20 protein-coding genes and 2 pseudogenes are annotated in these 26237 nt (G+C 63.1%); 14 read left to right on the forward strand and 8 right to left on the reverse strand.

Going from position 1 to position 26237, the window contains the following annotated elements; translation table 11 throughout:
• Positions 1 to 56 precede the first annotated feature (56 nt).
• From J7557_RS14865 to J7557_RS14895, 7 genes and pseudogenes are all read left to right on the forward strand, one after another.
• Complete coding sequence (locus tag J7557_RS14865) at positions 57 to 779, forward strand: DUF1013 domain-containing protein (RefSeq protein ID WP_291420831.1); 723 nt, start codon at positions 57 to 59, stop codon at positions 777 to 779.
• A 292-nt stretch (positions 780 to 1071) separates the two neighbouring features.
• Entirely contained in the window at positions 1072 to 1830 is a 759-nt protein-coding gene (locus J7557_RS14870; RefSeq protein WP_291420832.1) for a sulfite exporter TauE/SafE family protein, read from the forward strand.
• A 67-nt stretch (positions 1831 to 1897) separates the two neighbouring features.
• A complete protein-coding gene (locus tag J7557_RS14875; RefSeq protein WP_291420833.1) occupies positions 1898 to 3700 on the forward strand; it encodes a M3 family oligoendopeptidase in 1803 nt (600 codons plus the stop codon).
• Positions 3701 to 3748: 48 nt separating this feature from the next.
• Positions 3749 to 3913 carry an aa3-type cytochrome c oxidase subunit IV gene (locus J7557_RS14880; RefSeq protein WP_291420834.1) on the forward strand — a complete coding sequence of 55 codons (165 nt, stop codon included), beginning with the start codon at positions 3749 to 3751 and terminating at the stop codon, positions 3911 to 3913.
• A 57-nt stretch (positions 3914 to 3970) separates the two neighbouring features.
• A pseudogene (locus J7557_RS14885) lies at positions 3971 to 5197 on the forward strand (Re/Si-specific NAD(P)(+) transhydrogenase subunit alpha); the annotation flags it as partial.
• Positions 5198 to 5597: 400 nt separating this feature from the next.
• The gene (locus J7557_RS14890) at positions 5598 to 5960 is read left to right on the forward strand and encodes a proton-translocating transhydrogenase family protein (protein ID WP_291420835.1); all 363 of its coding nucleotides are present in this window, start codon (positions 5598 to 5600) and stop codon (positions 5958 to 5960) included.
• Positions 5961 to 5968: 8 nt separating this feature from the next.
• Positions 5969 to 7372: an NAD(P)(+) transhydrogenase (Re/Si-specific) subunit beta gene (locus J7557_RS14895; protein ID WP_291420970.1), complete on the forward strand. Its 1404-nt coding sequence runs from the start codon at positions 5969 to 5971 to the stop codon at positions 7370 to 7372.
• Between the two features lie 77 nt (positions 7373 to 7449).
• Here J7557_RS14895 and J7557_RS14900 read toward each other — a convergent pair whose 3' ends face one another.
• From J7557_RS14900 to J7557_RS14920, 5 genes are all read right to left on the reverse strand, one after another.
• The gene (locus tag J7557_RS14900; protein ID WP_291420836.1) at positions 7450 to 10359 is read right to left on the reverse strand and encodes an insulinase family protein; all 2910 of its coding nucleotides are present in this window, start codon (positions 10357 to 10359) and stop codon (positions 7450 to 7452) included.
• A 69-nt stretch (positions 10360 to 10428) separates the two neighbouring features.
• Entirely contained in the window at positions 10429 to 11403 is a 975-nt protein-coding gene (locus J7557_RS14905) for an aldo/keto reductase (RefSeq protein ID WP_291420837.1), read from the reverse strand.
• Entirely contained in the window at positions 11400 to 13088 is a 1689-nt protein-coding gene (locus tag J7557_RS14910) for an ABC transporter ATP-binding protein (protein ID WP_291420838.1), read from the reverse strand. Before J7557_RS14910 ends, J7557_RS14905 begins: the two co-directional genes overlap by 4 nt.
• 98 nt (positions 13089 to 13186) lie before the next feature.
• Positions 13187 to 13864, reverse strand: coding sequence for a GntR family transcriptional regulator (locus J7557_RS14915; protein ID WP_291420839.1), 678 nt, complete (start codon positions 13862 to 13864; stop codon positions 13187 to 13189).
• A gap of 139 nt (positions 13865 to 14003) precedes the next feature.
• A complete protein-coding gene (locus tag J7557_RS14920; protein WP_291420840.1) occupies positions 14004 to 14909 on the reverse strand; it encodes a LysR family transcriptional regulator in 906 nt (301 codons plus the stop codon).
• Between the two features lie 94 nt (positions 14910 to 15003).
• Between J7557_RS14920 and J7557_RS14925 the strand changes: the two genes are divergently transcribed.
• Together J7557_RS14925 and J7557_RS14930 are read left to right on the forward strand one after the other, a co-directional pair.
• Positions 15004 to 15627, forward strand: a complete 624-nt coding sequence (locus J7557_RS14925) for a class I SAM-dependent methyltransferase (RefSeq protein WP_291420841.1) — start codon at positions 15004 to 15006, stop codon at positions 15625 to 15627.
• 89 nt (positions 15628 to 15716) lie between these two features.
• Positions 15717 to 17228, forward strand: a complete 1512-nt coding sequence (locus J7557_RS14930; protein WP_291420842.1) for an ATP-binding protein — start codon at positions 15717 to 15719, stop codon at positions 17226 to 17228.
• A 268-nt stretch (positions 17229 to 17496) separates the two neighbouring features.
• Here the strand turns inward: J7557_RS14930 and J7557_RS14935 are convergent, their stop codons facing one another.
• Complete coding sequence (locus J7557_RS14935) at positions 17497 to 18363, reverse strand: aldose 1-epimerase family protein (RefSeq protein ID WP_291420843.1); 867 nt, start codon at positions 18361 to 18363, stop codon at positions 17497 to 17499.
• A 204-nt stretch (positions 18364 to 18567) separates the two neighbouring features.
• Here J7557_RS14935 and hrpB point away from each other — a divergent pair, with 204 nt between their 5' ends.
• Positions 18568 to 21012: an ATP-dependent helicase HrpB gene (hrpB, locus tag J7557_RS14940; protein WP_291420844.1), complete on the forward strand. Its 2445-nt coding sequence runs from the start codon at positions 18568 to 18570 to the stop codon at positions 21010 to 21012.
• Positions 21013 to 21211: 199 nt separating this feature from the next.
• Here hrpB and msrB read toward each other — a convergent pair whose 3' ends face one another.
• Entirely contained in the window at positions 21212 to 21613 is a 402-nt protein-coding gene (gene msrB / locus J7557_RS14945; RefSeq protein ID WP_291420845.1) for a peptide-methionine (R)-S-oxide reductase MsrB, read from the reverse strand.
• 125 nt (positions 21614 to 21738) lie between these two features.
• On the opposite strand from msrB, the gene J7557_RS14950 reads away from it, so the two are divergent.
• From J7557_RS14950 to J7557_RS21490, 4 genes and pseudogenes are all read left to right on the forward strand, one after another.
• Positions 21739 to 22359: a pyridoxamine 5'-phosphate oxidase family protein gene (locus tag J7557_RS14950; protein ID WP_291420846.1), complete on the forward strand. Its 621-nt coding sequence runs from the start codon at positions 21739 to 21741 to the stop codon at positions 22357 to 22359.
• 79 nt (positions 22360 to 22438) lie between these two features.
• Positions 22439 to 23098, forward strand: a complete 660-nt coding sequence (locus J7557_RS14955) for a hypothetical protein (protein WP_291420847.1) — start codon at positions 22439 to 22441, stop codon at positions 23096 to 23098.
• Positions 23091 to 23927, forward strand: a pseudogene (locus J7557_RS14960) (phytase); the annotation flags it as partial. The gene J7557_RS14955 and the pseudogene J7557_RS14960, both read left to right, overlap by 8 nt.
• Positions 23928 to 23953: 26 nt before the next feature.
• The gene (locus J7557_RS21490) at positions 23954 to 24157 is read left to right on the forward strand and encodes a phytase (RefSeq protein ID WP_367272902.1); all 204 of its coding nucleotides are present in this window, start codon (positions 23954 to 23956) and stop codon (positions 24155 to 24157) included.
• Positions 24158 to 24241: 84 nt separating this feature from the next.
• Here J7557_RS21490 and J7557_RS14965 read toward each other — a convergent pair whose 3' ends face one another.
• Positions 24242 to 26215, reverse strand: a complete 1974-nt coding sequence (locus J7557_RS14965; protein WP_291420849.1) for a PhoX family phosphatase — start codon at positions 26213 to 26215, stop codon at positions 24242 to 24244.
• Positions 26216 to 26237 lie beyond the last annotated feature (22 nt).

Consider the following 26237-nt stretch of genomic DNA (forward strand, 5'->3'; position numbering starts at 1 on the left):
TTTTGAGGCGGAGCGGTCCGGAGGAAAACCGGCCGCGCCAGCAGGAGAGTTTTACCATGTCCCAGCCCCTACTTATGCCCAAGGCAACCGCTGTCTGGCTCGTGGACAACACGGCTTTGTCCTTCGACCAGATCGCTGCCTTCTGCACGCTGCATCCGCTTGAAGTTCAGGGCATTGCCGATGGCGACGTCGCCTCCGGCATCATGGGTGTCAATCCGATCCAGAACGGTCAGCTGACCAAGGAAGAGATCGAGAAGGGCGAGGCTGATCCCAACTATCGCCTGAAGCTGTCCGATCCAAAGGTCCGCGTCGCCGCCGTCAAGCGCAAGGGCCCGCGCTACACCCCGATCTCGCGCCGCAACGAGCGCCCCAATGCCATCAAGTGGCTGGTGCGCAATCACCCCGAACTCAAGGATGCGCAGATCATGCGGCTCGTGGGTACCACCAAGTCCACCATCGAGTCCGTGCGCGAAAACAGCCACTGGAACGCAGCCAACCTGACCGCCATGGACCCGGTGACCTTGGGCCTTTGCAGCCAGATCGAGCTCGACCTCGAGGTCAAGCGCGCCAGTAAGGATGCCGGCATTCCCAACGAAGTATCCGAAGGCACGACACTGCTCACCGCCGAGGAAGCCCTGGCCCGCGCCACCGCCCGCCAGGAAGAATATGGCAGCGCCGAGGGCGAAGGCGAAGGCCGCCGCACCCAGGCCCACGAAGACCTCGACGCAGATTCCGTGTTTTCCAAGCTCAAGTCGCTCAAGACCGACGCGGACGAATAAGTCTTTCGGAATTTTGAAATTGAAGATCCCCGCCCTTGTGGTGGGGATTTTTGTTTTGGGGTGCTGAGTGCCGGTGGACGCCAACGCCCCCTCCCATCCTCCCCCATCAAGGGGGAGGTGCCGCATCGAGCCTGTGGCACGATCCTGCCTAACTCGCCGTCCCTTCACCTCCCCCTTGATGGGGGAGGATGGGAGGGGGTGGGGCCGCACACGCGATCCGACCGACCCCCGTTGACAAACCAACCATACAAGAGTGCTCATACCCACCCTACCCGCCGGATTCGCCTTTCCCATGATTGACCCCATCTTCGTTGCCGTCGCCGTCTTTGCGGTGCTCATTGTCGGCTTGTCCAAGGCCGGGCTGTTGGGGGGTCTCGGCGTTGTCGGCGTGCCGCTCCTCGCCCTCGTCATGCCGGCGCGCGATGCGGCGGGGATGATGCTGCCGGTGCTGCTCTGCATGGATGCGGTGGCCGTCTGGATGTACCGCAAGGAATTCGACCTCTCGCTCTTGAAGATCATGCTCCCGGGCGCAGCCGTCGGCACGCTGCTAGGCTGGGCGCTTTGGGCCCTGGTCAGCGATGCCGTCGTGCTGCTCATGGTCGGCATCGTGACGCTGATCTTCGTCATCGACGCGGTCTTCCCCATTCGCAAAAAATTGGAAGGCCTGCCGCCCTCAAAACCCTGGGGCACGTTCTGGGGCGGCATTGCCGGCTTTACGAGCTTCATCTCCCATACCGGCGGTCCGCCGTTCCAGATCTACGTCCTGCCGCGCAAACTGCCGCCCGCCATCTATGCCGGCACCACCTCGGTGTTCTTCGCCATCGTCAACACGGCCAAGCTGATCCCCTATTTTTTCCTCGGCCAGCTCAACGTCCACAACCTGACGCTCTCGGCCGCATTGGCCCCGGTCGGCGTGCTCGGCGTCTTCCTCGGCATTTATCTAGTGCGCCGCATCTCGATGAAGCTCTTTTATCGGATCGCCTATTGGCTGGTTTTCCTGCTCGCCCTGCAATTGATCTGGGATGGCGCATCAAAGCTGATGGCGGGGTGAAGCACCTTCACAGGACTGTCCCGGCTGGCTAAGGTCCCGCCGGTTTAGTCTTGAGGAGTCGAGTTTGATGAGCGCTGCCACACAAAAGGGCCACAACCAGTTTGGCAACCTGCCCACCTGGGACCTCAACGATCTCTATCCCGGCAAGGACAGCCCCGAATTCAAGGCCGGCCTCGAAGAAGCCAAGACGCTCGCCGCAAAATTCGAGAGCGACTACAAGGGCAAGTTGGTAGCCCTGACCAAGTCGGGCGGCCTCATCAAGGCAATCAAGGACAGCGAAGTCCTCGGCGACCTCACTGGCCGCATCGGCTCTTTCGCCTTCCTCCAATACGCCCAGCGTTCGACCGACCCTGACCGCGCCAAATTCATGGGCGATACCAATGAAGCGCTGACCACACTCTCGACTCGCGTGCTGTTCTTCGAACTCGAACTCAACCGCGTCGACGACGCCGAGCTCGACGCGGCCATCGCGCGCGACCCAGAGCTTGGCCGCTACAAGACCTGGTTTGCCGAACTCAGAAAAGCAAAACCCTACCAGCTCGACGACAAGCTCGAAGAGCTGTTCCACGACAAGTCCGTCACCGCCTTCTCCGCCTGGAACCGCCTCTTCGACGAGACCATGTCCGCCCTCGAATTCGAAGTCGATGGCGAGACGCTGAACCTTGAATCGACCCTGCATCTCCTCTCCGAAAAGGACGAGAAGAAGCGCGAAAGCGCCTTCAACGCGCTGGCGAAAACTTTTAGGGCCAATGGCCGTCTTTTCACCCACATCACCAATGTCCTCGCCAAGGACAAGGAAATCTCGGACCGCTGGCGCGGCTACGAAGACATCGCCGACAGCCGCCACATGGCCAATTCGGTCGAGCGCGAAGTCGTCAACGCCCTGCAGTCCGCCGTCGAAGCCGCCTATCCGCGCCTTTCGCACCGCTACTACAAGATGAAGGCAAAATGGTTCGGCAAGGAAAAGCTGAACGCCTGGGACCGCAATGCCCCGCTGCCGACCAGCGACGAGCGCATCTGGGATTGGGACACGGCTGTCTCGACCGTCCTCGACGCCTATGGCCGCTTCTCGCCAGACCTTGCCGAGGTCGCAAAACCCTTCTTTAATTCAGGCTGGATCGACGCCCCGACCGGCGACGGCAAGCTCTCGGGCGCCTTCGCGCACCCGACCGTGCCCAGCGCCCATCCCTACCTGATGCTCAACTATCTCGGTCGCACCCGCGATATCATGACCCTCGCCCACGAACTGGGCCACGGCGTGCACCAGCGCCTCGCCGCCGCGCAGGGCCCGATTCTCGCCAACACCCCGCTTACGCTCGCCGAAACCGCCTCGGTCTTTGGCGAAATGCTGACCTTCCGGGCGCTCCTCGACAAGACCACCGACCCCAAGCAGCGCTTTGCGCTCCTCTCCTCCAAGGTGGAGGACATGCTCAACACCGTGGTCCGCCAGATCGCCTTCTATACCTTCGAGCGCCGTGTCCACACCGCGCGTCGCCAGGGCGAATTGCGCACCGAGGAAATCAACCAGATCTGGCTCGATGTGCAATCCGAGTCACTCGGCGATGGGATCATCCAGAACGAAGGCTACGACATCTTCTGGACCTATATCCCGCACTTCATCCATTCGCCCTTCTACGTCTACGCCTATGCTTTCGGCGATTGCCTTGTGAACTCGCTCTACGCACAGTATGAGAAGTCGAGTGAAGGCTTTGCGGAGCGCTATTTCGAGCTCCTGAAGGCCGGGGGGAGCAAGCATCATTCCGAACTTCTGGCGCCGTTTGGGCTGGATGCAAAAGACCCCAACTTCTGGTCGCTTGGCCTCTCGATGATCGAAGGGCTGATCGACGAACTCGAGGCGACTTCGCCCTGAGCTGGTAGACCGAATAGACTTAAAGACGACTATACTTTCGAGGACGAGATGGCCACAAAGCACGCCGTACACCACTCCGAGCCGGTACTGGAATCCGCAATGGACTACGCCGAACACGAAAAGACCTATAATGGCTTCATTGCCGCGGTGAAGTGGTCGGTCATTTCCCTGGCCGCTTTGCTGGTGATCCTGTTCTTCGTGGTCCAGCCCTAAACATTTCTAGCAGGCCAAGAGCTGCCTGCCCGCCGGCAGGCGGGTAGGAGAGTTCTCATGAAAATTGCGGTTCTGCGGGAAACCGTGGCAGGCGAACATCGCGTCGCCGCCACGCCCGAAACCGTCGCCAAGCTGATCGGGCTCGGCGCCACCATCAGCGTCGAAAAAGGCGCGGGCCAGGGTTCTCGCATCAGCGATGCCCAGTTCGCCGAGGCCGGCGCCAGTCTCGCCGCTTCCGCTGCCGAGGCCGTCAAATCGGCAGACATCGTGCTCGCCGTGCGCCGCCCCGCCGCCAAGGCGCTCGCCGGCACCAATCCCGGCGCCCTCCTCATCGCCGCGCTCGACCCCTATGGCAATGAAGGCGAAGTCGTCGCCCTCGCCAAAGCAGGCGTCACCGCCATCGCCATGGAATTCATGCCGCGCATCACCCGCGCGCAGGTGATGGACATTCTCTCCTCCCAGGCCAATCTCGCCGGCTATCAGGCCGTCATCGAAGCCGCCGCCCATTTCGGCCGCGCCCTCCCCATGATGATGACCGCCGCCGGTACCGTCCGCCCGGCCAAAACCTTCGTCATGGGTGCCGGTGTTGCCGGTCTCCAGGCCATCGCCACTGCCCGCCGCCTCGGCGCTGTGGTCTCGGCCACCGACGTGCGCGCCGCTGCCGGCGAACAGGTTGAATCGCTCGGCGCCAAATTCATCATGACCGATGCGCTCAAAGACGCCTCGGGCACCGGCGGCTATGCCCGCGAACTGACCCTCGTCGAGCAGCAGGCCCAGGCCGAACTCGTCGCCGGCCACATCGCCAAGCAGGACATCGTCGTCACCACCGCCCTCATTCCCGGTCGCCCAGCACCAAAGCTGGTCACGAAGGCCATGGTCGAGAGCATGGCCCCCGGCTCCGTCATCGTCGACCTCGCGGCCGAACGCGGCGGGAATGTCGAACTGACCCGCGCTGACGAAGTCGTCGACCACAATGGCGTCACCATCATCGGCTTCACCAATCTCGCAAGCCGCATTCCCACCACCGCCAGCCAGCTCTACGCCAAAAACCTCCTCTCCTTCCTCGAAACGCTGATCGACAAGAAGGAGAAGAAACTCGCGATCAATTGGGACGACGAACTGGTCAAGGCCACCGTCCTCACCCGCGACGGCGCCGTGGTGCACCCCAATTTTGCGGCCGCAGCAGCTCCGGCTGTTGTTGCTCCTGCTGCGCCTGTCGCCGTGCCAAAGCCCGCGCCCAAGGCTCCAAGCAGCAAGGTCGAAGCCAAGGCCGCGCCAGCCAAGACCGGCGCGACCCGCAAGGCCCCGGCCAAGCCCGCCGAGCACAAGATCGACCACAGCGTCTCGATCGCCAAGCCCGCGCCAAAAACCGGCACGAAGAAACCGGCCACCAAGCCAGCCGAACATGTCGAAGATCACGCTCCGGCCAAGGCACCAGCCACCAAAACTGTCACCGCGAAAAAGCCTGTGGCCAAGAAGGCTGCGCCCGCTGCGGCCGAACCCGACCACAGCGCGGCAGCCCCACCGGCTGCGCCAAAGCCCCGTGCTACCAAAAAACCGGCCACCAAGCCGGCCGAGCACGTCGAAGACCATTCTGCCGCCGCCCAAAAGCCCGCGGCAAAGAAGCCGGCGACCAGAAAACCGGCTGTAAAGAAGACTGCCGCACCGGAGGGGGGCAAGTAAGATGGAAACAACCGCAGGACAGGTCGCCGATGTCGCGGCTGCCGTGGCCCATGGCGCCATTGGCGGGGCCATCGACCCTTTCATCTTCCGCCTCGCCATTTTCGTTCTGGCGATTTTTGTCGGCTACTTTGTGGTCTGGAGCGTCACCCCCGCTCTCCACACGCCGCTGATGAGCGTGACCAACGCCATCTCCTCGGTGATCGTCGTCGGCGCCCTGCTCGCCGTCGGCGTACACCTCGCCAATGACGCCAGCTGGGTCAGCAAGGTCTTCGGCTTCATCGCCCTCGTCTTTGCCTCCGTGAACATTTTCGGCGGCTTCCTCGTGACCCAGCGCATGCTGGCCATGTACAAGAAGAAGGGCTGAGCGAAATGATCGACGCCAATATCGCCGCCCTCTTTTATCTCGTTGCGGGCGTGCTCTTCATCCTGGCGCTGCGCGGGCTTTCGAGCCCCTCCACGGCCCGCCGGGGCAATCTCAATGCCATGGTCGGCATGGCCATAGCCGTCGTCACCACCCTCCTCGTGGCTGCGCCCAGTGATTGGGTCAGCTGGCTGCTCATCATCGGTGGCCTGGGCCTCGGTGGCGGCATCGGCGCCTATATCGCCCGCGAAGTGAAGATGACCGACATGCCCCAGCTTGTCGCCGCCTTCCACTCGCTGGTCGGCCTTGCTGCCGTCTTCGTTGCCGCCGCAGCCCTCTACGCCCCCGAAGCCTTCGGCATCGGCGTACCCGGCGATATCCACGCCCAGGCGCTGATCGAAATGTCCATCGGCGTCGCCATCGGCGCCTTCACCTTCACCGGCTCGGTCATCGCCTTTGCCAAGCTCAACGGCAATATGAGTGGCAAGCCGATCATCCTGCCGGCCCGCCACCTGATCCACATCGTCCTCGGCATCGTGCTGCTGGCGCTGGTCTGGGCCTTTACGGTCACGGCCGAGCCTTGGCTCTTCTGGGCGATCACCGTGCTCGCCCTCGTCCTCGGCGGGTTGATGATCATCCCGATCGGCGGCGCCGACATGCCCGTCGTCGTCTCCATGCTCAATTCCTATTCGGGTTGGGCTGCAGCCGGCATCGGTTTTACGCTTGGCAACACGGCTCTGATCATCACCGGCGCCCTCGTGGGCTCCTCAGGTGCGATCCTCTCGTACATCATGTGCAAGGCGATGAACCGCAGCTTCATCTCGGTCATCCTCGGCGGCTTTGGTGGTGACACCTCATCCGCTGCCGGCGGCGCCGAAGAAGATCGCCCCGTAAAACAGGGCGCTGCCGAAGACGCAGCCTTCCTGATGAAAAACGCCGGCAAGGTCATCATCGTGCCCGGTTACGGCATGGCCGTCGCCCAGGCCCAGCACGCGCTGCGCGAAATGGCCGACCAGCTGAAAGCAGCAGGCGTCGAAGTCAAATACGCCATCCACCCCGTCGCCGGCCGCATGCCCGGCCACATGAACGTGCTGCTGGCCGAAGCCAATGTGCCCTATGACGAAGTGTTCGAACTGGAAGACATCAATTCCGAATTCGCCCAGTCCGACGTCGCCTTCGTCATCGGCGCCAATGACGTGACCAACCCCGCCGCCAAGACCGACAAGACCTCACCGATCTACGGCATGCCGGTCCTCAACGTCGAAGACGCCGGCACCGTGCTCTTCATCAAGCGCGGCATGGCCGCCGGCTACGCCGGCGTCCAGAACGAACTCTTCTTCCGCGACAACACGATGATGCTTTTCGGCGACGCCAAGAAGGTCACGGAAGACATCGTGAAGAGCCTCGGCCACTAAAAGATTGGGGCGCCCAAGGCGCCCCATCTCATCCGCGATGTCATCCCCGCGGAAGCGGGGATCTCTTTTTGTGGCGCCTACATCACCTTGCTGACTTCCATCAGTCCCGGCCGCTGATCATTGGCCGCCTTGATGGCCGTCTCGCCACCCAGCACCACGACATGCCCCTTCTCGGCCAGCACATCGAGCGCATCGGCCAGCGCCGAAAAATCCTTCTGGCTGGCGCCGAGGATTTCATCCCGCCGCTGCTGGCGGATCGCATCGGTCGTGCCCGTCAGAATCCGCCACATAGCCGAATAGCCCTTGGCATCGACGAACTCCGGCCGATCGGCATCGCCGATAACGCCGATGATCGAACGCGTCAGATCGGTCTCGCCAATCCCCCCCCGCAGCGCCTTCGCCGCCCCGTCATAGACGTCCAGCGTCTTCAACAGGTTCGGATCGCGATAGCTCAGGAACGAGAAATTGCCCGATGACAGGTCAAACCGGCTCGACCCACCATAGGCCCCGCCCTGCACGCGCACCTTGTCCCAGAGATAGGTAGTGTTGAGGAAGCGCAGCACCACCGCCGAAGCGGCTGAAGCCTCATAGCCCAGCGCCTTGAGGTTCGCACCCTTGCCCACATAATTGACCTGCGCCGGGATCACCAAGCCCTCGGACTTCGGCTCCGCCGCAAAACCCCAGTCATGCGCCTGGGCCTCGCGCTGCGGCAACCCCTCGATGAAGCTGGCCAGCGCCGGACGCGCCTCAGCAAAAAGCCCAGCGTCGGCGGTCAGATTGACCACCATGCCCTTGCGGTTGAACAGCAGGTCGCGAATACTCCGGAATGTGGCTTCCACCCCGGCCCAATCGCTATCGATGCGCTTCACTAGATCGCGCAGGAAATTGAGATAGCTCACGCCGCCCAATTGCTCGGCCGCCCAACTTGCCTCGGTCAGACCCGCCTTGAGGCGCGTATCGACGATGGAATTGCCGGCCGGGATCATGCGCGCTTCAAAGCCCGCCTTCTCCTCCAGCGCCATCTGGCGAATGCGCTCCTTGTTGTCGAGCCGTGCGTCGAGCAACACCTCGCCCATGATGTCGAGCATGTCGCCAAACTTGGCCGGCACCGACTTTCCGGAAAGGAAGAACCAGGCCGCCGTCTCGTCATTGTCGAGCCGCGTCGCAAGGCTGCGGTGCTGAGAAATGCCGCCAGTCGTGCGCCCGATACGCTGCGTCAGGCTGACAAAATCTTCCTTGCTCGTCCCGGTCTGCAACAGCGCCCGACCGAACAGCGGCAGATAAGGCAGCAGCGCCGGCTCCAGAACCTTCAGGTCAAAGCCGAGATCGAGATACAAAATCCCCAGCGTCGGCAGATCATGATGCATCAGCCGCGCCCCGAAGAGATCGCTCTCATCGGTCGGCAGTGTGCGGATCGAACGCTCGAGATCACCCAGCGTCAGCGTCGGAATCTTCGCCAGATCTTCCGGCTTGTCGACCGATTCCTGCAGCGCCTTCAGCTTCTCGGTCTGCGCAATCGTCGTCTTGAGCGCCTCTTCATCCATGCCCGCACGAACAGCGGCCAGCTTGTCTTCCTCGACCTTGGCCTCCCGCGCACCTTTTTCCGGATCGGCCTCGATCCTGGACGTAATGCGATGCGTATTGTCGAGGAACAGCCGACGGATTTCGCGTTCAAAGTGCCCTTGCCCGGCCTTCTCCTTCAGCGCCGCCAGCGCCGTCTCGAAGGTCAGCGGCTCCAGCGGATCGCCGCCATGCAGCCACGAGCCGAGCGCGGTGAACATATAGCTCATGCCCCGCGGCTGCCCGCCCGTATTCTGCTCGCGCAGATGGAATTCAAACGTATTGAGCGCTGCCTCGCGCTGCTCTTCGGAAAAGCCGGTCTCGGCCAATTCCGCCAGCGTATCGAGCACGAGTTTTTCGACCTTTTCAGCGTCCGCCGGGTCGATCCCCTTGAGCCCAAACCCAGCCATAGGCTGACGCAGCCAGGTGGAAATCCCACCGCCCAGCATGCTCTCGCCAATTCCGCTCTCGGTCAGCTTCTTGCGCAGCGGCGCCGCCGAATTGCCGGCCAGCAGATAGCTCAAGAGGCCATGGCTCAGCGTTTCCTCGCGACCGCTTGGCGGATCGATCATCCAGTTGACGCTCGCCATGCCATCGCGGCGCTTTTCGCCATCGACCGTGCCGGCATAGGTCCCGCTCACCTGCCGCGGCGCATTCCAGCGCGGCTGCAGCGCAATATCGGCATCCACCGGCGCCGCATCGAACTGACTGAACACTTCATCCAAAATCGCGAGCCGCTTCTCCGGCGCGTCATCGCCCGAGAAAACCACGCGGGCGTTGGACGGATGATAGAATTTCGTGTGAAAGCGCTTGAACTGCTCATAGGTCAGCGCTGGAATATCCTTGGGGTCGCCACCCGAGGAGAGCCCATAGATCGTATCGGGATAAAGCGCCCGCTGCGTCTGGTCGTGCATCACCGAGTCGGGCGACGAAAACACGCCCTTCATCTCGTTGAAGACAACGCCCTTATAGACGAGCGGCGCATCGAGACTGTCCAGCTCATAGTGCCACCCCTCCTGCGCAAACGTGTCTTCCGTCAGCAGCGGGAAAAACACGGCGTCGAGATACACATCCACAAGGTTGTAAAAATCCTTGAGATTGGCGCTCGCCACCGGATAGGCCGTCTTGTCCGGAAAGGTCATGGCATTGAGGAAGGTATGCATGGAGCCTTTAAGAAGCTCCACGAACGGCTTCTTCACCGGATATTTTCGCGACCCGCAGAGCACCGAGTGCTCCAAAATATGCGCGATACCGGTTGAGTCATCCGGCGGCGTCTTCAGCGTTACGCCAAAAACCTTATTCTCGTCGTCATTGACCAGACTCAGCACCTCCGCCCCGGTCTTCTTGTGCCGAAAGAGCTGCGCCTGCGAATTGATCTCGGCAATGGTCTCGTCGCGCACAAGCTCGAAAGCGGGATGGATGGACATGATACTGGCTCGTCTTGTTGTTTGTGAAGCTAACCTAGGTGCGGCAGGTGGGTTCCGCTAGGGCCGGGCCTAAACCCCGCCGCGGATCTCGGGCTTCACTTCTTTCTGATACCACTCGCCGAGCTGGGTCATCAGCGCCGGGAACAGACTCTTGCGCTCGGTAGCCGCAACATTATCGGCGATCTGTTCCGGCTTCGACACACCGGCAATGATGGTGGAAACCTGCGGATGATCGAGAATCCAGCGCAGGGCAAACTGGCTCATCGGTACACCCTCGGGCGCCAGCCCCTTCAATTCCTGCACCAGTTCGACCCCCCGCTCGAACTTGATGCCCGAAAAAGTCTCGCCCACAGAGAAAGCCTGCCCATCGCGATTGTAATTGCGATGGTCGGACGCCTCAAACGTAGACGTCTTGTCATACTTGCCACTGAGCAGCCCGCTCGCCAGCGGCAGGCGCACGATGATCCCGACATCCCGCTCCGCCGCCAGCGGCAACAGCTTTTCCGCCGCATCCTGCCGGAACAGGTTGAAAATGATCTGCAGCGTGGCGCAGCCCGGCTGTTCCAGGCAAATCAGGCCCTCCTCGATGGTCTCGACGCTGGCGCCCCAATGACGCACCAGCCCCTCGGCCTTGAGTTCATCCATCCAGCCAAAGATCGCGCCATCGCGCAGCACTTCGGTCGGCACGCAATGCAACTGCGCCAGATCGAGCGAAGCCACGCCAAGCCGCTGCGCCGACCCGACCAGGCTCTCCCGCACCCGATCCTTGCTATACTTGTTGGGAAAGAGCGTCGCCGAACGGCCAAGCTTAGTCGCAACCTTTACGCCGGGCCCCTTGGCATGAGCGCCAATGCGTCGCTCGGAGAGCCCGCCGCCATAAACGTCCGCCGTATCCCAGAAATTGATCCCGGCCCCATTGGCCGCATCGAGAATGGCATTTGCCGCCTCCTCCTCGACCGGCCCGAAATCGCCGCCCAACTGCCAGCAGCCGAGGCCGATCTCGCTGACCTCAAAACCCGTCTTTCCCAAGCGCCGCGTCTTCATTCCAGGGTCTCCGTCTTGCTTTCCGCCGGTTCCTTGCCCAGCGCAATAATCTGATCGTCCGGCCCGATCACGCTGCGCCGATGCGTAATGGCAAGGATGGTCACGCCATCGAGCCCCCGCAATTCGCGCATGATCTGTCCCTCGGTTGTCTCGTCGAGTGCCGAACTCGCTTCGTCGAGGAACAATACTTTGGGCCTCGCGTAAAGTGCACGCGCTATCGACACGCGCTGCCTTTCCCCTCCGGAGAGTTTTAGCCCGCGCTCGCCCACTGTCGTCTCAAAGCCTTCGGGCAGATTTTCGATAAAATCGAGGATCGAAGCCCGGCTCGCCGCCTGCCGCATCCGCTCCATATCGAAAGCCCGCCCAAGCACGATATTGGCCGCAATGGAATCGTTGAGCAGCATCACATCCTGCGGCACGACGCCCACCGCATCATACCAGTCGCTCCGATCAATCTCGGCGAGATCGACGCCATCGACAAGAATGCGGCCCTCGGTCGGCTCCAGCGATTTGAGCGCCAGCCGGAACAGCGTCGTCTTGCCCACCCCGGTCGGCCCGGTGATGAAGGCGACGCGTCCCGGCCTCACCGCGAAGGACACCGCCTCCAGCGTCTGCCGGTCGCCATAGCGAAAGCCGACCTTGTCAAAGGTGATCTCGCCGACAACCGCGCCAAGGTGGCGGTCGCCATGGCTCGCCCGATCATCGGGCGCCTGCCACATCTCGGCAAAGGGCTTGAAGCGCGAGATGGACCGCATCACCTCGTCGATCGCCGTACCGATCATTTCGAACGGCCGATTGAGCTGCACCAGCACGAGATTAATCAGCACCAGATCGCCCAGGCTCATCTGGCCCTCGGCAAAACGCGGCAGGAGGATCAGGTAGGTCACCGCGAGTTGCACGGCGAGCGCGAGCCCAAACAGCCCCGACAGCGCAATGCGCCGCCACGACCAGCCGACCCAGGAGGCGCGCGCCAGCTCGGCCTTCTCGGCAAATTTATCGCTGATCCAGCGATCCCCATTGAAGTAGCGGATTGTCTCCATCGCATTGACGGAATTGCCGACAAAACGCGCATTGTCCTGATTGGCTTCGATCGCCTTGTCGAGCAGCGGCCGCGTCCACTGATTGGCGAAATAGGTCAGCGTGATGAAGCAAAGCCCGTAGATCACCACGATGACCACAATCTCGCCGCTGATCGCTGTGCCGAGCAAAGCGATTGAAAGCCCGATCTGCGCCACGCCAGGCACAAACACCATCAGCGCCAGTTGCACCAGCGATTGCACGGCCCCTTCGCCCTGCGCCCGCGCCGTCTGGATGGCGACCGGATTGTGCTCGATGAAAAAGGTGCCGGGCTTTTTGAGAAGCTTTGAAAAGAACTCCGTGGCCGCGCTGAATTTCAGGTTTTCCGAGGTCATGAACGACATGAAACCCGAGGCATAGCCAAACAGCGTCTCAAAGCCCCGCATCACCGCATAACCGACAAAGGCCGCAGCGATGCCGGCTGCCACATTGCCCGCGGCCAGCTCGTCGATGAGCCGCGAAAACACATAGGGCGTCGCGATCGAGAGAACCGACGAGGCCAGCGTCACGGCCGTGATTCCCAGCAGCATCGGTCGCGAGTCACGCCAGAAATGCTGGAGAATGGCGCGCAGAGCGGGCCATGCCGTCGTCCAGTCCGTTCGGGTCATGGGCGTTCGCTCGCTGCCGGGTGCGTTGCAAGGAGGCGTAACCTGGAGAGGCGAACGCGACGGGTCAACCCGCCGGGGACAAAAACCCGCGCCGCAGCCTATTCAAAATAATCAGGAAAATCCGAGATCGTCTGGTTGAGCAGTAATTCGGCCCGAGCCAGGTGCGCCCGCATGGCCGTCTCTGCCGCCGTTGGGTCGGCTTTAGCGACCGCCTCGACGATCTGCTTGTGCTCGGCAATCGCGCGCTGCGTCGAAGAAACACCGAGCGTCAGGTAGCGCACCCGGTCGAGCTGCATCTTGTGATCATCGATCAGCTGCCAAGCATATTCGACGCCGGCGAGCCGCGCGAGGGTGCGGTGAAAAAGCTCGTCCAGCGTATGAAAACGCCTGCTATCATTGGCGTCGGACGCTGCTTCCTGATCCGCGATCAGTCTGGTCAGCACATCGGCCGCATCGTCGCTCGGCTGCCCGGCGACCCGGCGGATGATTTCCACCTCGATGCTTTCGCGAATGAAGCGCGATTGCCGCACCCCGATGGGGGAAATCTTCTTCACCACCGTCGCCCGCTTGGGGCGGATCAGCAGCAGGCCTTGCTGGGCCAGACGGATAAAAGCCTCGCGCACCGGCTGGCGCGACACGCCATAGCGCCCGGCAATATCGCTTTCGGAAATCACATCGCCGGGCTTCAGCGCCATGGTGATGATGTCGTCGCGCAACGCATCGACGACGCGGCTGGCGATGGTTTCCTTGCTATGTTCCAATGCCGCTGCGGCCATGGCTCACCGATTCCTTGATTGCCGACCATGGGCCGAAATGGCGGCCGTGGCTCTATGCCCCCGCGGACTTCCACAGTTTTCTGGGCTTTTTGCTATTTTCTGGCGCCCTTCCATACAAGAATGGCATTCGCGCGTCCTGTCAATTCGCCGGCTGCGAGGCTTCCGCCAGCGCTTCGGCCAGGAGGTCGAACACGACCCTGATGCGCCGCGCCGTGCGCAATTCGCGATGCGTCGCGAGCCATGTCGGCACCGGCACGCCGGCGAAATCGGGCCACGCCTCCTCCACTTCCGGCGTGTGGTCCGCCACAGCCTTCATCATCAACCCCAGCAGCATGCCCCGCCGCACCCAGTCCCAGGCCACAAGCCCGCTATTGGTAAGCAGCGGAAAATTGGCCGCGCTCAGCGTCAGGCCATTACGCTGCAATTCCGCCAGGACGATATCGACACTCTCCGAATAGCCGACAAAATCCGCCCGGCTCAGCGCGCGCTCGTCCATCGGCCTGCCGATCCGATCGATCAGTTCCGGCGTCCCATAAATCTTCGCCACCGTATCGGGCAGCCGCCGCGCGATCAGTTCCGCCTCCTGCGGCGGCACATGGCGAATGGCAATGTCGGCCCTGCGGCGGATCAGGTCTTCCACCTCATTGGACGCCACCACATCGACCACGATCCCCGGCGCCACCTGCCTGAGTTTGAGAAGGATCGGCGGCAGCAGATATTGCGCATAGACGTCGCTCGCCGTGATGCGAACCAGCCCCTCCACCGATTGCGATTGTCGCGACGCCACGAGCGCAATCGTCTCCGACGCCTCGCCCATCGCCCGCAGCGGCGCCACCAGTTCCAGCGCCGCCTGGGTCAGCACCAGCCCCCGCCCCACCCGCTCGAACAGTGTCACGCCGAGGCTTTTCTCCAGCGCCGCCACCTGCCGCCCGAGCGTCGGCTGCGTCAGCCCCAGCTTTCGCGCCGCGCCCGAAAGCGACCCCGCCTCGACCGTCGCGAGGAGGGCGCGCATCTGGTTCCAATCAGGGTTTTGGCCGCTATCCATGCATTCTTGTATATGATTTGTGCCTGTTTCTGCAATTTTGTTGCATCGCACAAAGTTCTATCTTTTTCGCCATCAAACACGCGGGAGAAGCGGCATGAGCGGACAACAAGCCTTCTGGAATCGCATGGCCGACCGCTATGCTGCCCAGCCGGTCGCCGACGAAACCGCCTATCAAACCAAGCTCGCCGCCACCCGGCGCCTCTTGCGCCCCGATATGGACCTCTTCGAATTCGGCTGCGGCACCGGCTCCACCGCGCTCATTCACGCCGCCAATGTCAGGCATATCCGCGCCGTGGATTTTTCCGAGCGCATGATCGAGATCGCCCAGAGCAAGGCGGACAAAGCCGGCACCAAAAACATCAGCTTCGAAGTCGGCTCCATCGAGGGTGTGACCCTTGCGCCCCAAAGCCTCGACATGGTGCTCGGCATGTCCATCCTGCACCTTCTGAGGAACAAGGAGGCCGCCATCGCCAAGGTTTTTGAGGCCCTCAAACCCGGCGGCTATTTCATCACCAGCACTGCGTGTTTGGGCGACATGATGCCCTTCATTCGCTATGTCGCCCCCTTGGGCAATCGCCTGGGCTTCCTGCCCCATCTCGATGTCATGACGCAGACCCAGCTCCGCGCCACCATGGAGGCTGCAGGCTTCGCCATCGAACACGAATGGCTACCCACCAAGAAAGCCGCCGTCTTCATGATCGCCCGCAAACCGGCCTAAACCCCCAAGCACCTGTGAATTGAAGCACCGCTTTGCCGAATCGGCGGCTCGGCGTGCTAAACAGCCTCCACGCATGCGCTGGAGTTGAGATGCAGGTTGCAATCGACATGGGCGAGAGCCGGGGTTCCGGCACCGCCCACATGGACCTTGAGGAATTGCTGGCCACCCGTCTTTTGGTCCAGGGTAATTCCGGTTCCGGCAAATCCCACCTCTTGCGGCGCCTCCTCGAACAATCCGCCCCCTGGGTGCAGCAATGCGTCATCGACCCCGAGGGTGACTTCGTCACGCTTGCCGATAAGTTCGGCCATCTCGTGGTCGACGCCACCCGCACCGAAGCCGAGCTTACACGCATCGCCACCCGCGTGCGCCAGCACCGCGTCTCGGTCGTCGTCAATCTCGAAGGGCTCGACGCCGAGCAGCAAATGCGCGCCGCCGCCGCCTTTTTGGGCGGCATGTTCGATGCCGATCGCGATTTCTGGTACCCCGTCCTCGTCGTCGTTGACGAAGCCCAGCTCTTTGCCCCCGCCGCTGCAGGCGAAGTTTCCGACGAAGCCCGCAAAGTTTCCCTCGGTGCCATGACCAACCTCATGTGCCGCGGGCGCAAGCGCGGTCTTGCCGGCGTCATCGCCACCCAGCGTCTGGCAAAACTCGCGAAAAACGTGGCGGCCGAAGCCAGCAACTTCCTCATGGGCCGCACTTTTCTCGACATCGATATGGCCCGCGCCGCCGATCTCCTCGGCATGGACCGCCGCCAGGCCGAACAATTTCGCGATCTGGCGCGTGGACACTTCGTCGCCCTCGGCCCTGCTGTCTCGCGCCGCCCCCTGCCCATCGTCATCGGACCCGTCGAAACCTCGGCGCGCTCCACGAGCCCCAAACTGACCCCGCTCCCCGAAGCCCCGGTCGACGCCGCCGACCTGATCTTCACCATGGACCCGGACGAAATGGCCCGCCCGGTCGTGCGCCGCCCCGCGCCGCCCCCGCCGCCCTCAACCAACGAACTTTTGGCTCAGGTCGCCCGTGCCCGCGCGGAACGCGAACCGGAACCGACCTCGCTCTTCCCCGAAATCGATGAAGCCGAGCGCGAAGAAACCATCAAGTCGGTCATGATCGAACTGATGAGCGACCCCGATGCGGGTTTCCGCAACACCGCCCAGCTCTATCAGGATTTTCTCGTTCGCTGCCGCATCCGCCGCGTGCCGGGCGAACCGCCGGCCCTCCCGGCTTTCAAGCGCCTCCTCGCCGTCGCCCGCGTCGCCCCCGACGAAGAAACCGCCTCATCCGACGGCTGGCAGCAGGCCCTGACCCTCTCGGAAACGCTCACCGACGACGTGCAAGGCGTGTTCCTGGTCCTCGCGCAAGCCGCCCTCACCGGCGGCCCCTGCCCCTCGGACGCCACCATCGCCCGCCTCTACGGCACGCACTCGACCAGCCGCGCCCGTCGTCTTCTCACCTGGTTCGAAGAGCGCGGCCTGATCGTCATCCGCACCGACTTCCGCAACCAGCGCATCGCCGCCTTCCCTGACCTGGGGGTAGAAACAGCCCCGGGCGATCCCAATGGCCCGGATATGCTGGCGGAGGAAAGAGGGGCGGCGGAGTAGTCCCCTTCAGTACCTTCCCACCCACCGGCCCCAACCGAATTCGCTATTGCGAATTCGGTGACCCCTCGCCCCTTGCGGGAGAGGGAAAGGATTTTTGCGTTCAGCAAAAATCCAGGGTGAGGGGTTCTCTCCCCACGCTCTATCGGTGGTGAGAGACCGTGGACCCCTCATCCCAACCGAATTCGCCAGCGCGAATTCGGTGATCCTTCGCGCCACCTTCTCCCGCAAGGGGAGAAGGAAGTGCAGTGGCTGTGGCTTCGTCTTGGTGTTACCCCACCAACTCCGCCCTGAACGAATACTTCGCACTGGCTCCCGGCCCCAACAGCGCCGTAAACGGCCGCTGATCCAGCGCATCCGACCCGCCCACTTCCGCCGCCGTTCCCTGCCACGGCTCGAGGCAGATAAACCCCGCCCCCGGCTTGGTCCAGAGCGCAAAGTTGGGCAAATTTTCCCAGGTGAAGTGAATGCTCGGCCCGTTCTCGGCCCTGTAGACAAGCCCCGCTCCTGCCCCCTCTGGAAAGATCATCGCATCCTTCTCGAAATCGGCATGGTTGAGCGCCAGCGCGCCGCCGACAAAGGGCGAAGCCAGCGGCTCGGGATTGACGAGCCCACCCGAAAGCCGGAACAACGCCGGCTCCCCGCCATTCTCCAGGGTGACGCTGTGCTTCTGCCCCTCACCCCCCGGCAGCGGCCAGGCAAAGGCGGGATGGAAACCCACCCCATAGGGCATGACCTTGTCATCGCGATTGGTCACTGTCGCGGTAACGATCACCGCCCGCCCTTCCAGCCGATGCTCCACATCGAGCTGGAAATCGAACGGGAACATGGCCCGGCTCGCTTCCGAAGCTTCGAGCCGATAGATGCAGTGCTCGCGCCATTCTTCCACCAGCGTAAAGGCACTGCGCCGGGCAAAGCCGTGCTGACCCATCTGGTAGCGTTGGTCTCCAACACTGACCACATCCATGGGGGCGCGGCCCACCATGGGAAACAGAACCGGCGAACGGCCGGTCCAATAAGTGGCATCTCCGCTCCACAGCCAGTTTCGACCATCCCGGGTCGATAGCGACTGCATTTCGGCTCCCAGAGCCGCCACGTCCACGGTGAGATCGCTATTGCTGATTCGAGTGAGTTGCATGTGCGTCCTCCAGGCAATCTCTCTTTAGGCGGGGCAGCGGACCCTAGCCTTGTTGAATAATCAAGGAAACCACCTGAAACACCTCCACCAAAAACGATGGGATCACTTTTGCGACGTGAAGGCGCGGCAAAAACCTGGCCACAGGCAATCGCTTGAGTGATTAGCAGGTCGCGAGTAAGCAGCGGGTAAAGGATTTTTGCGCCCATGCCCATGCCGCCGCTGCCCATCGATGCCGCCCTGCCGGCCCTGGCCGATGCCCTAGCGAAGGGAAGCAGCGCCGTGCTCGTCGCCCAGCCCGGCGCCGGTAAAACCACCCGCGTGCCCCTCGCCCTCCTCGATTCCCCCTGGCGCCATGATGGCCGCATCATCGTCCTCGAACCCCGCCGCCTCGCCGCCCGCGCCGCCGCACGGCAAATGGCAAACCTCCTCAACGAAGACGTCGGCCAGACGGTCGGCTTCCGCGTCCGCATGGAATCGAAGGTTTCGAGCAAAACCCGCATCGAAGTCGTCACCGAAGGCGTCTTCACCCGCATGCTGCAGGACGATCCCGAACTCTCAGGCGTCGCCGCCGTCCTCTTCGACGAATTCCACGAACGCAGCCTCGACGCCGATCTCGGTCTCGCCCTCGCGCTCGATGCCCGCGCTTTGCGACCAGACCTAAAGCTCCTCGTCATGTCGGCCACCATCGACGGCGCCCGCGTTGCAAAACTCCTCGACGACGCCCCCGTCATCGACAGCCCCGGCCGCACCTTTCCGGTCGACACCATCTATGCCGAGCCCGATCCTCTGGAACGCCTCGAAGACCAGGTCACAAAAGCCGTCCTGAAAGCCATGCGCGAGCACGAAGGCTCCGCCCTCGTCTTCCTCCCTGGCCAGGGCGAAATCACCCGCACCGCCGAACGCCTCGCGACGCGCCTGCCTCAAAACACCGACCTCGCTCCGCTCTATGGCCAACTCACCCCCGCCGAACAGGACGCCGCCATCCGGCCCTCCCCGGCCGACCGCCGCAAGATCGTGCTCGCCACCTCCATCGCCGAAACCTCGCTGACCATCGAAGGCGTCCGCATCGTTGTCGATTCCGGTTTCCGCCGCGTCCCCGTCTACGAACCCGCCACGGGGCTCACGACCCTTGCCACTGTCCGCGTCTCCCGCGCCGGCGCCGACCAGCGCCGCGGCCGTGCCGGCCGTACTTCACCCGGCGTCGCCATCCGCCTCTGGAACGAAGGCCAAACGGCAGCTTTGGAAGCCTTCGAAACGCCCGAAATCCTCTCCGCCGATCTTTCGGGCTTGGTCCTAGACCTCGCCGCCTGGGGCGTCAGCGACCCTCAAACCCTCGCCTTCCTCGATCCCCCGCCCGCCCCCGCCTGGGCCGAAGCCAAAGCGCTGCTCATCCGCCTAGACGCAATCGACGAGGGCGGCCATCTCACCCCAGCCGGCAAAGCCCTCGCCAAACTCCCGCTCCACCCGCGCCTCGCCCATATGGTCGTTGCCGGTGCCGAAGACGGCGACGCCGAAACCGCAGCCGAACTCGCCGTCCTCATCGGCGAACGCGGCCTTGGCGGCGACGACACCGACCTCGCCCGCCGCCTCGAGCGTTTCCACACCGACCGCTCCCCCCGCGCCCAGGACGCCCGCGCCATGGCAAAACGCTGGAGCAAACTCGTAGGCGGCACCAGCCAAGACCCCCGAGACCCCGGTCACCACCTCGCCCGCGCCTTCCCCGATCGCGTCGCCCAACCCGCCGGCCCGCGCGGCCGCTTCCGCCTCGCCAATGGCCGCCAGGCCCAGGTCGACGAAACCCATTCCCTCGCCGACGCAAATTTCCTCGTCGTCGCCGATATCACCGGCAGCGCCACCCAGGGCCGCATCCGCTCCGCCGCCGCCCTCGATCCCGCCGATCTCGAAACCCTCTTCGGCAATCACATCACGAGCGAAACCACCCTCACCTTTGACCCCGCCTCCGGCTCCGTTAGGGCCCGCCACCAGCGCCGCCTCGACGCCCTGCGCCTCGCCGACGAACCAGCCCCCGTCACCGATCTCGAACGCGCCGCCGAGCTTCTCGCCGAAGCCGCCCTAAAACGCCCGGAAACCCTCCCCTGGAGCAAGGACCAAAAAGCCCTCCGCGCCCGCGCCACCTTCCTCCGCCAGACTCTCGGCGAAGACTGGCCTGACCTGTCCGACGCCGCCCTCGCCGCCAACCCAGACTGGCTTGTGCCCCACATCACCGGCGAAACCCGTCTCTCAAGCATCAGCGCCGATCACCTCGGCCAGGCCCTCGACACCCTTCTTCCCTGGGCCAAGAAACAAGAAATCGACCGCCTGCTCCCGAGCCACTTTTCGGCCCCCTCCGGCAGCCATCTACCCATCGACTACACCGCCGAAAACGGCCCGGCCCTCGAAATCCGCGTGCAGGAACTCTTCGGCCTCGACCGCCACCCCGCCATCGCCAACGGCCGCATCCCCCTGCTCCTGATCCTGCTCTCCCCCGCCCATCGCCCCATCCAGACGACGCGCGACCTCCCCGGCTTCTGGCGCGGTAGCTGGAAAGATGTCGCCAAGGACTTGAAAGGTCGCTACCCCCGCCACCCCTGGCCCGAAGACCCAATTGCCGCCCCAGCCACTAGCCGCGCCAAGCCGAGAGGAACGTGAGCCCCCTATTCCTCTCCCCATCGGGGAGAGGGTGGATCGGCCGCAGGCCGAGACGGGTGAGGGGGCGCTCTCCATTCTCGCGGAAGCCCCCCCTCATCCGGCGCATGCGCACCACCTTCTCCCCGATGGGGAGAAGAAAAAGGGAGCCCGTGCCGCCACAAACAAAAAACCCGCGGCTCGCACCGCGGGTTTCGTTCATTCAGGCCGGCGTAAAATTCAGCGCCACGCCATTGATGCAATAGCGCAGGCCGGTAGGCGGCGGACCATCGGGGAACACATGCCCCAGATGGCTGCCGCAGGTGGCGCAATGCACTTCCTCGCGCACCATGCCATGGCTGCGGTCGATCGTGCTTTCGACGGCACCGGGCAGCGGGTCATTGAAACTCGGCCAACCGGTACCGCTCTCAAACTTCAGCGTCGACCCGAAGAGTGGCGTATCGCAACCAGCACAGGCAAAAGTGCCTTCGCGCGTTTCATGCAGCAGTGCACAACTACCGGGCCGTTCGGTGCCATGCTGGCGCATGATGTAATATTGCTCAGGCGTCAAACGCTCCCGCCATTCAGCGTCGGTCCGGGTCACGGGATAGGCATGGGCATCCATGGCTTAACTCCTTTGTCGCACTGTTATTCGCTCGAGATATAAGTTTAGTTACACGCATCTGCCAGCGCCAGGTTCATCATAACCGCGCTGACCACCCTCCAGTCGCCGCGCCCAAAGAGGTCTTCATGTCCCAGCATATCGTCTCGTCCATTGCTGAGCTCGAAGCGCTCTACCTGCCCGCCCCCGCCGCCGCCTCGACCGTAAAGGTCGCCCACGCGATGACACCGGAATATCGCCGCCTCATCGAAGCCAGCCCCTTCGCTGCCCTCGCCACCGTGGGCCCGGAAGGTATTGATTGCTCGCCCCGCGGCGACAAGGCCGGCTTCGTCCGCATTCACGACGACAAGACCCTGATGATGCCCGACCGCCGCGGCAATAACCGCATCGACTCCCTGCGCAACATCGTCCGCGATCCGCGTTGCGCTTTTTTGTTCCTTCTTCCCGGCTCCGGCACCACCATGCGCGCCAATGGCCGTGCCCACCTTTCCATTGACCCAGCCTTCCTCGAAAGCTTCGCCATCGACGAAAAAGCCCCGCGCTCCGTCATCGTCCTCGAAATCGACGAACTCTATTTCCAGTGCGCCCGCGCCATCGTCCGCTCCGAACTCTGGAATCCGGACCGCCATATCGACCCGGCAACGCTCCCATCCCCCGGCCAGATCCTCGCCGCCATGAGCGAAAACCAGGTCGGCGGCGAGCCCTATGACAAGGCCTGGCCGGAGCGCGCCAAAGCCACCATGTGGTAGGCTCGACCGTTCACGAAACCGTCATCGCCCCGACACGCAGATGGTCGACAACAGCGCACCCTCACGCTGGAAGCCGATTATGCGCCTCAAGGTCGCAACTCTCGCCCTGCTGCTCGCCGCCACGCCCGCCTTCGCCCAGACCCTCTCGGCCGAAGATCAGGCGATCAACCTCAACGCCACCCTGGGCGAAACCGCCGAGGCACCAACCGCCTGGCTCGGCGCCACGCCGCATTTCGTCATGGTCGGCGCCTTTGGCGACTATGGTTTCAACGTCAACCTGCCCACCCTCGAAGGCACCGCGGCCGAAGTTGTCGGCAAGCGCGAATATGGCCACGACGATGCCGGCGCGCTGCGCCTCATCGACTTCGAAGTCGCCGTCAATGCGGTGATGAACGATATCGAGCGCACCATCGAACTCGAATTCGCCAATGCCGATTTCAACGCCCACACCTTGCCGCTGAGCTTTGCCCTCTCGCCCGACGAGGAATTCCCAGAAGGCGCCAAGGCGAGCCTTGAAGTGCAGTTCGAATGGGAATGGGTCGAAAAGAGCACCATCGTCAATGAAGAAGGCCTCGTGGATAGCGGCACTCTCGATCTCGCGCTCAATGAAGGCACGGCCGATGCCGAAGGCACCGCCGCCAATGGCCTCATCGGCGGTTTCGCCAGCCTCACGCGCGATGGCAAGACCCTCGCCCTCTCCTTCACCGTGCCGGTGACGGAAGCCGAAATCGATGATTGATCCGCGCCCGGCCCTAGCCTTCCTCGCCCTCAGCCTCTGCTGGACCTGCGCCGCCCTCGCCCAGCCCGAGCCGATCTTTGCCAGCATCTCGGCGACGCTCGAAACCGAGAATGTCGACATCGACCCCGATGATCCGGCTATCTGGATCAACGCGGCCAATCCTGAGAAAAGCCGCGTCATCGGCACCGACAAGGATGTCGGCCTCGTCGTCTTCGATCTCGACGGCAAGATCGTACAGCGCCTCAACGACGGCCGGCTCAACAACGTCGATATCCGCCAGGATGTGACCCTGGGCGACGAAACCCTGAGCCTCGTCGCCGCCTCGCGCCGCAATGACGATACGATTGTGCTCTACACCGTCGACAAGACTGGCACGCTGACCCAGGTGACACCCTTCGCCTTCCCCGGCGCCCCGCGAAAGATCGACGACGACATCTACGGCATCGGCCTCTATCACGATGCCAGTGCCCGTCGTCTCTTCGTCATCGCCAGTTTTAAGACCGGCGAAATCATGCAGTGGGAAATAACCTCCAATGCGGGCCAGTTGAGCCTCGCCTTCACCCGCGAACTCGCCGTCCCCACCCAGCCCGAAGGCGTCGTCGCCGACGACGAACTCGCCTTCATCTATGTCGGCGAAGAAGACGGCGGCCTCTGGCGCTTCGCCGCCGCCCCCGATGCCGACACATCAGGTCACCTCGTCGACAAGGTCGGCTCCGCCTGCCTCCCCGAAGACGATCTCGAAGGCCTCGCCGTGGTCAAGGGCGCCGACAATTCCGGCTATATCCTCGCCTCAGCCCAGGGCGTCAATCGCTACGTCCTCTATGCCCGCCAGCCCGACGCCCATGGCAACCAGCCTTGCTACGGCAGCTTCAACTCGTCACCGGCGCCACCGATCCGGTCTCGGAGACTGACGGCCTCGACGTCACCACATCAGCTCTCTCGGAAACCTTCCCTAAGGGCCTGATGGTGGTGCAGGACGACCGCAACGAAGGTTTTAGTCGCAACTTCAAGTTCGTCTCCTGGGCGGATGTCATACAAGCAATGCAACTCGCGGACTAAAACGCTCCACCCCTTGGCGCCACGCGACAAAGAAAGCGCCCCCTTCCATCGCGAAAGGGGGCGTTCTCGTTTCAACGACGAGCCTCAGCTACCGACGACGCCACCATCGCGCTTGGTCAGAACGACGAGCGATGGACGAGCCGGCATGCCCTCGGCAAAGTCGGGCCAACTGGTGCCCGCTTCGTCCATGCTCTCGGCATCTTCCATGTCATCCAGGCGCAATTCCCCCGGATGCTGCACGGACAGGAAGAGACTCGTCCCATCGGGCGAGAAAGCCGGCGAACAGACTTCCGAGCCCGTCGGCGGAATGTAGAACAGGCGCGGCAGCGCCCGGCCCGGGCCCTCGGTGTCCATGGCATAGACCGCGTCGGCCATGCCGTCGGGCGGTGGACCATCCGTCGTCACCCAGATACGGCCCTTGGGATCGACCCCGATATTGTCCGGGTCGGTGAACCAGCCGCTTTCCGTCGTCTCGGGATGATAAAGGCTTTCATCCTCGGGCTTGGCCGGATCACCGCAAAGCGCAAAAACATCCCAGGTAAAGCTGTCGGCGGCATGGTCAGGAGCATCAGGCGCGCCCGGCGGCACCAGTTCCAGGAGGTGCCCATGCGGATTGGGCCCACGCGGATTGGCCGGATTGACGCTTTCGAATTCGTCTTCCCCTGCCGGCAGGCGGTCCTCGTTCTCAGTCATGGCGACATAGAGCTTGCCGGTGCCGCTATGGGGAATGAAACCTTCAGGCGCGTCCATCGGCGTCGCCCCTACGAGGTCGGCCGCCGCACGCGTGTTCAGCACCACATCGGCCTGGCTCGCAAAGCCGTTCTCTGCCGTCAGCGGCCCCATGCCGGCCACCAGCGGAATCCAGGCCATGGTGCCATCGCTTTCGAATTTTGCCACCGACAGGGTGCCGTGATCGAGCAGGTCCTTGTTGGCCGCCCGATCGTCCGGGTTGAACTTGCCCTCGGTGACGAAGCGATAGAGGTATTCGAAATCGTCGTCGTCACCCATGAACACCACCACCCGCCCGTCGGGCGCCAGGCTCACCTGTGCCCCTTCATGGGTCATGCGGCCCAGCGCCGTGCGCTTGATCGGCTTGGCTGTCGGGTCGAGCGGATCGATCTCGACCACCCAGTCGAACTTCATCCATTCATTCGGTTCGGTCTCGAAGGAGAAGCGCGGCGCCACGCGCGACACCGAATAGATATCGTTCTCGTCCTCGTCCCAGCCCTGCCGCTCGACCAGTTCCTGATTGTCGAGCACGCCATAGTCGCCCGCAAAGACGTCCATGGACCCTTCTTCGCCCGACAGCATGGTGCCCCATGGCGTCACGCCGCCATTGCAGTTGGAAATGGTGCCGAAAACCACCGTGCCCGTCGGATCGGCCTTGGTCTTGAGCCGGTCATCGCCCGCCGCCGGTCCCGAAATCACCATTTCGGTATTCATATGGATACGGCGATTGTACTGGCCATCCCGGACCACTTCCCAATTCGCCCCATTGCGCTTGATTTCGACAATGCTGACGCCGGTCGCCGCCATGATCGTGCGAATCTGCGCATCGGTCAGCTTTTCGCGATAGTCCTCATAGATGAGGTCGGGAAACATCAGGTAGGGCGAGGCATATTCATGGCTGACCAGCAGCAGGCCCCGGTCCGAAGCATTTGAACCGAGCGGCAGCGGCAGGAAGGCGGTAAAATCGTTATTGTAGCCAAACTGGCGCTCGGCCGCCGGACCATCAATGCTGGCAAGGTCGAATTCCGGGCTATCGGGAAAGATCGCGTCGCCCCAGCGCAGCAGGACCTGCCGCTCATAGCCCTCGGGCCAGTGGTCATGCTCGTCGCGCACCCGGTTCAGCTCGGAAAAGGTCAGCGTCGAAGTGGCTTCCGCCGCAGCGACAGCCCGGACGCCGAAACCATTGCCGAGCGCGGCAATTGCCGAACTCGCAAGGAACCCCTTGAGCACGGTGCGGCGATTAAAACCTTCATGAAGCAGGGAACCATAGCTCCTGGCGAAAGCACGGCGCGGATTCGGACGCTCGCGCGTCTTCTGGCGATCAGTCATTTGGGGGTCTCACAGTGGCTGC

The organism is Devosia sp., assembly GCF_017744655.1.
GTDB lineage: Bacteria > Pseudomonadota > Alphaproteobacteria > Rhizobiales > Devosiaceae > Devosia.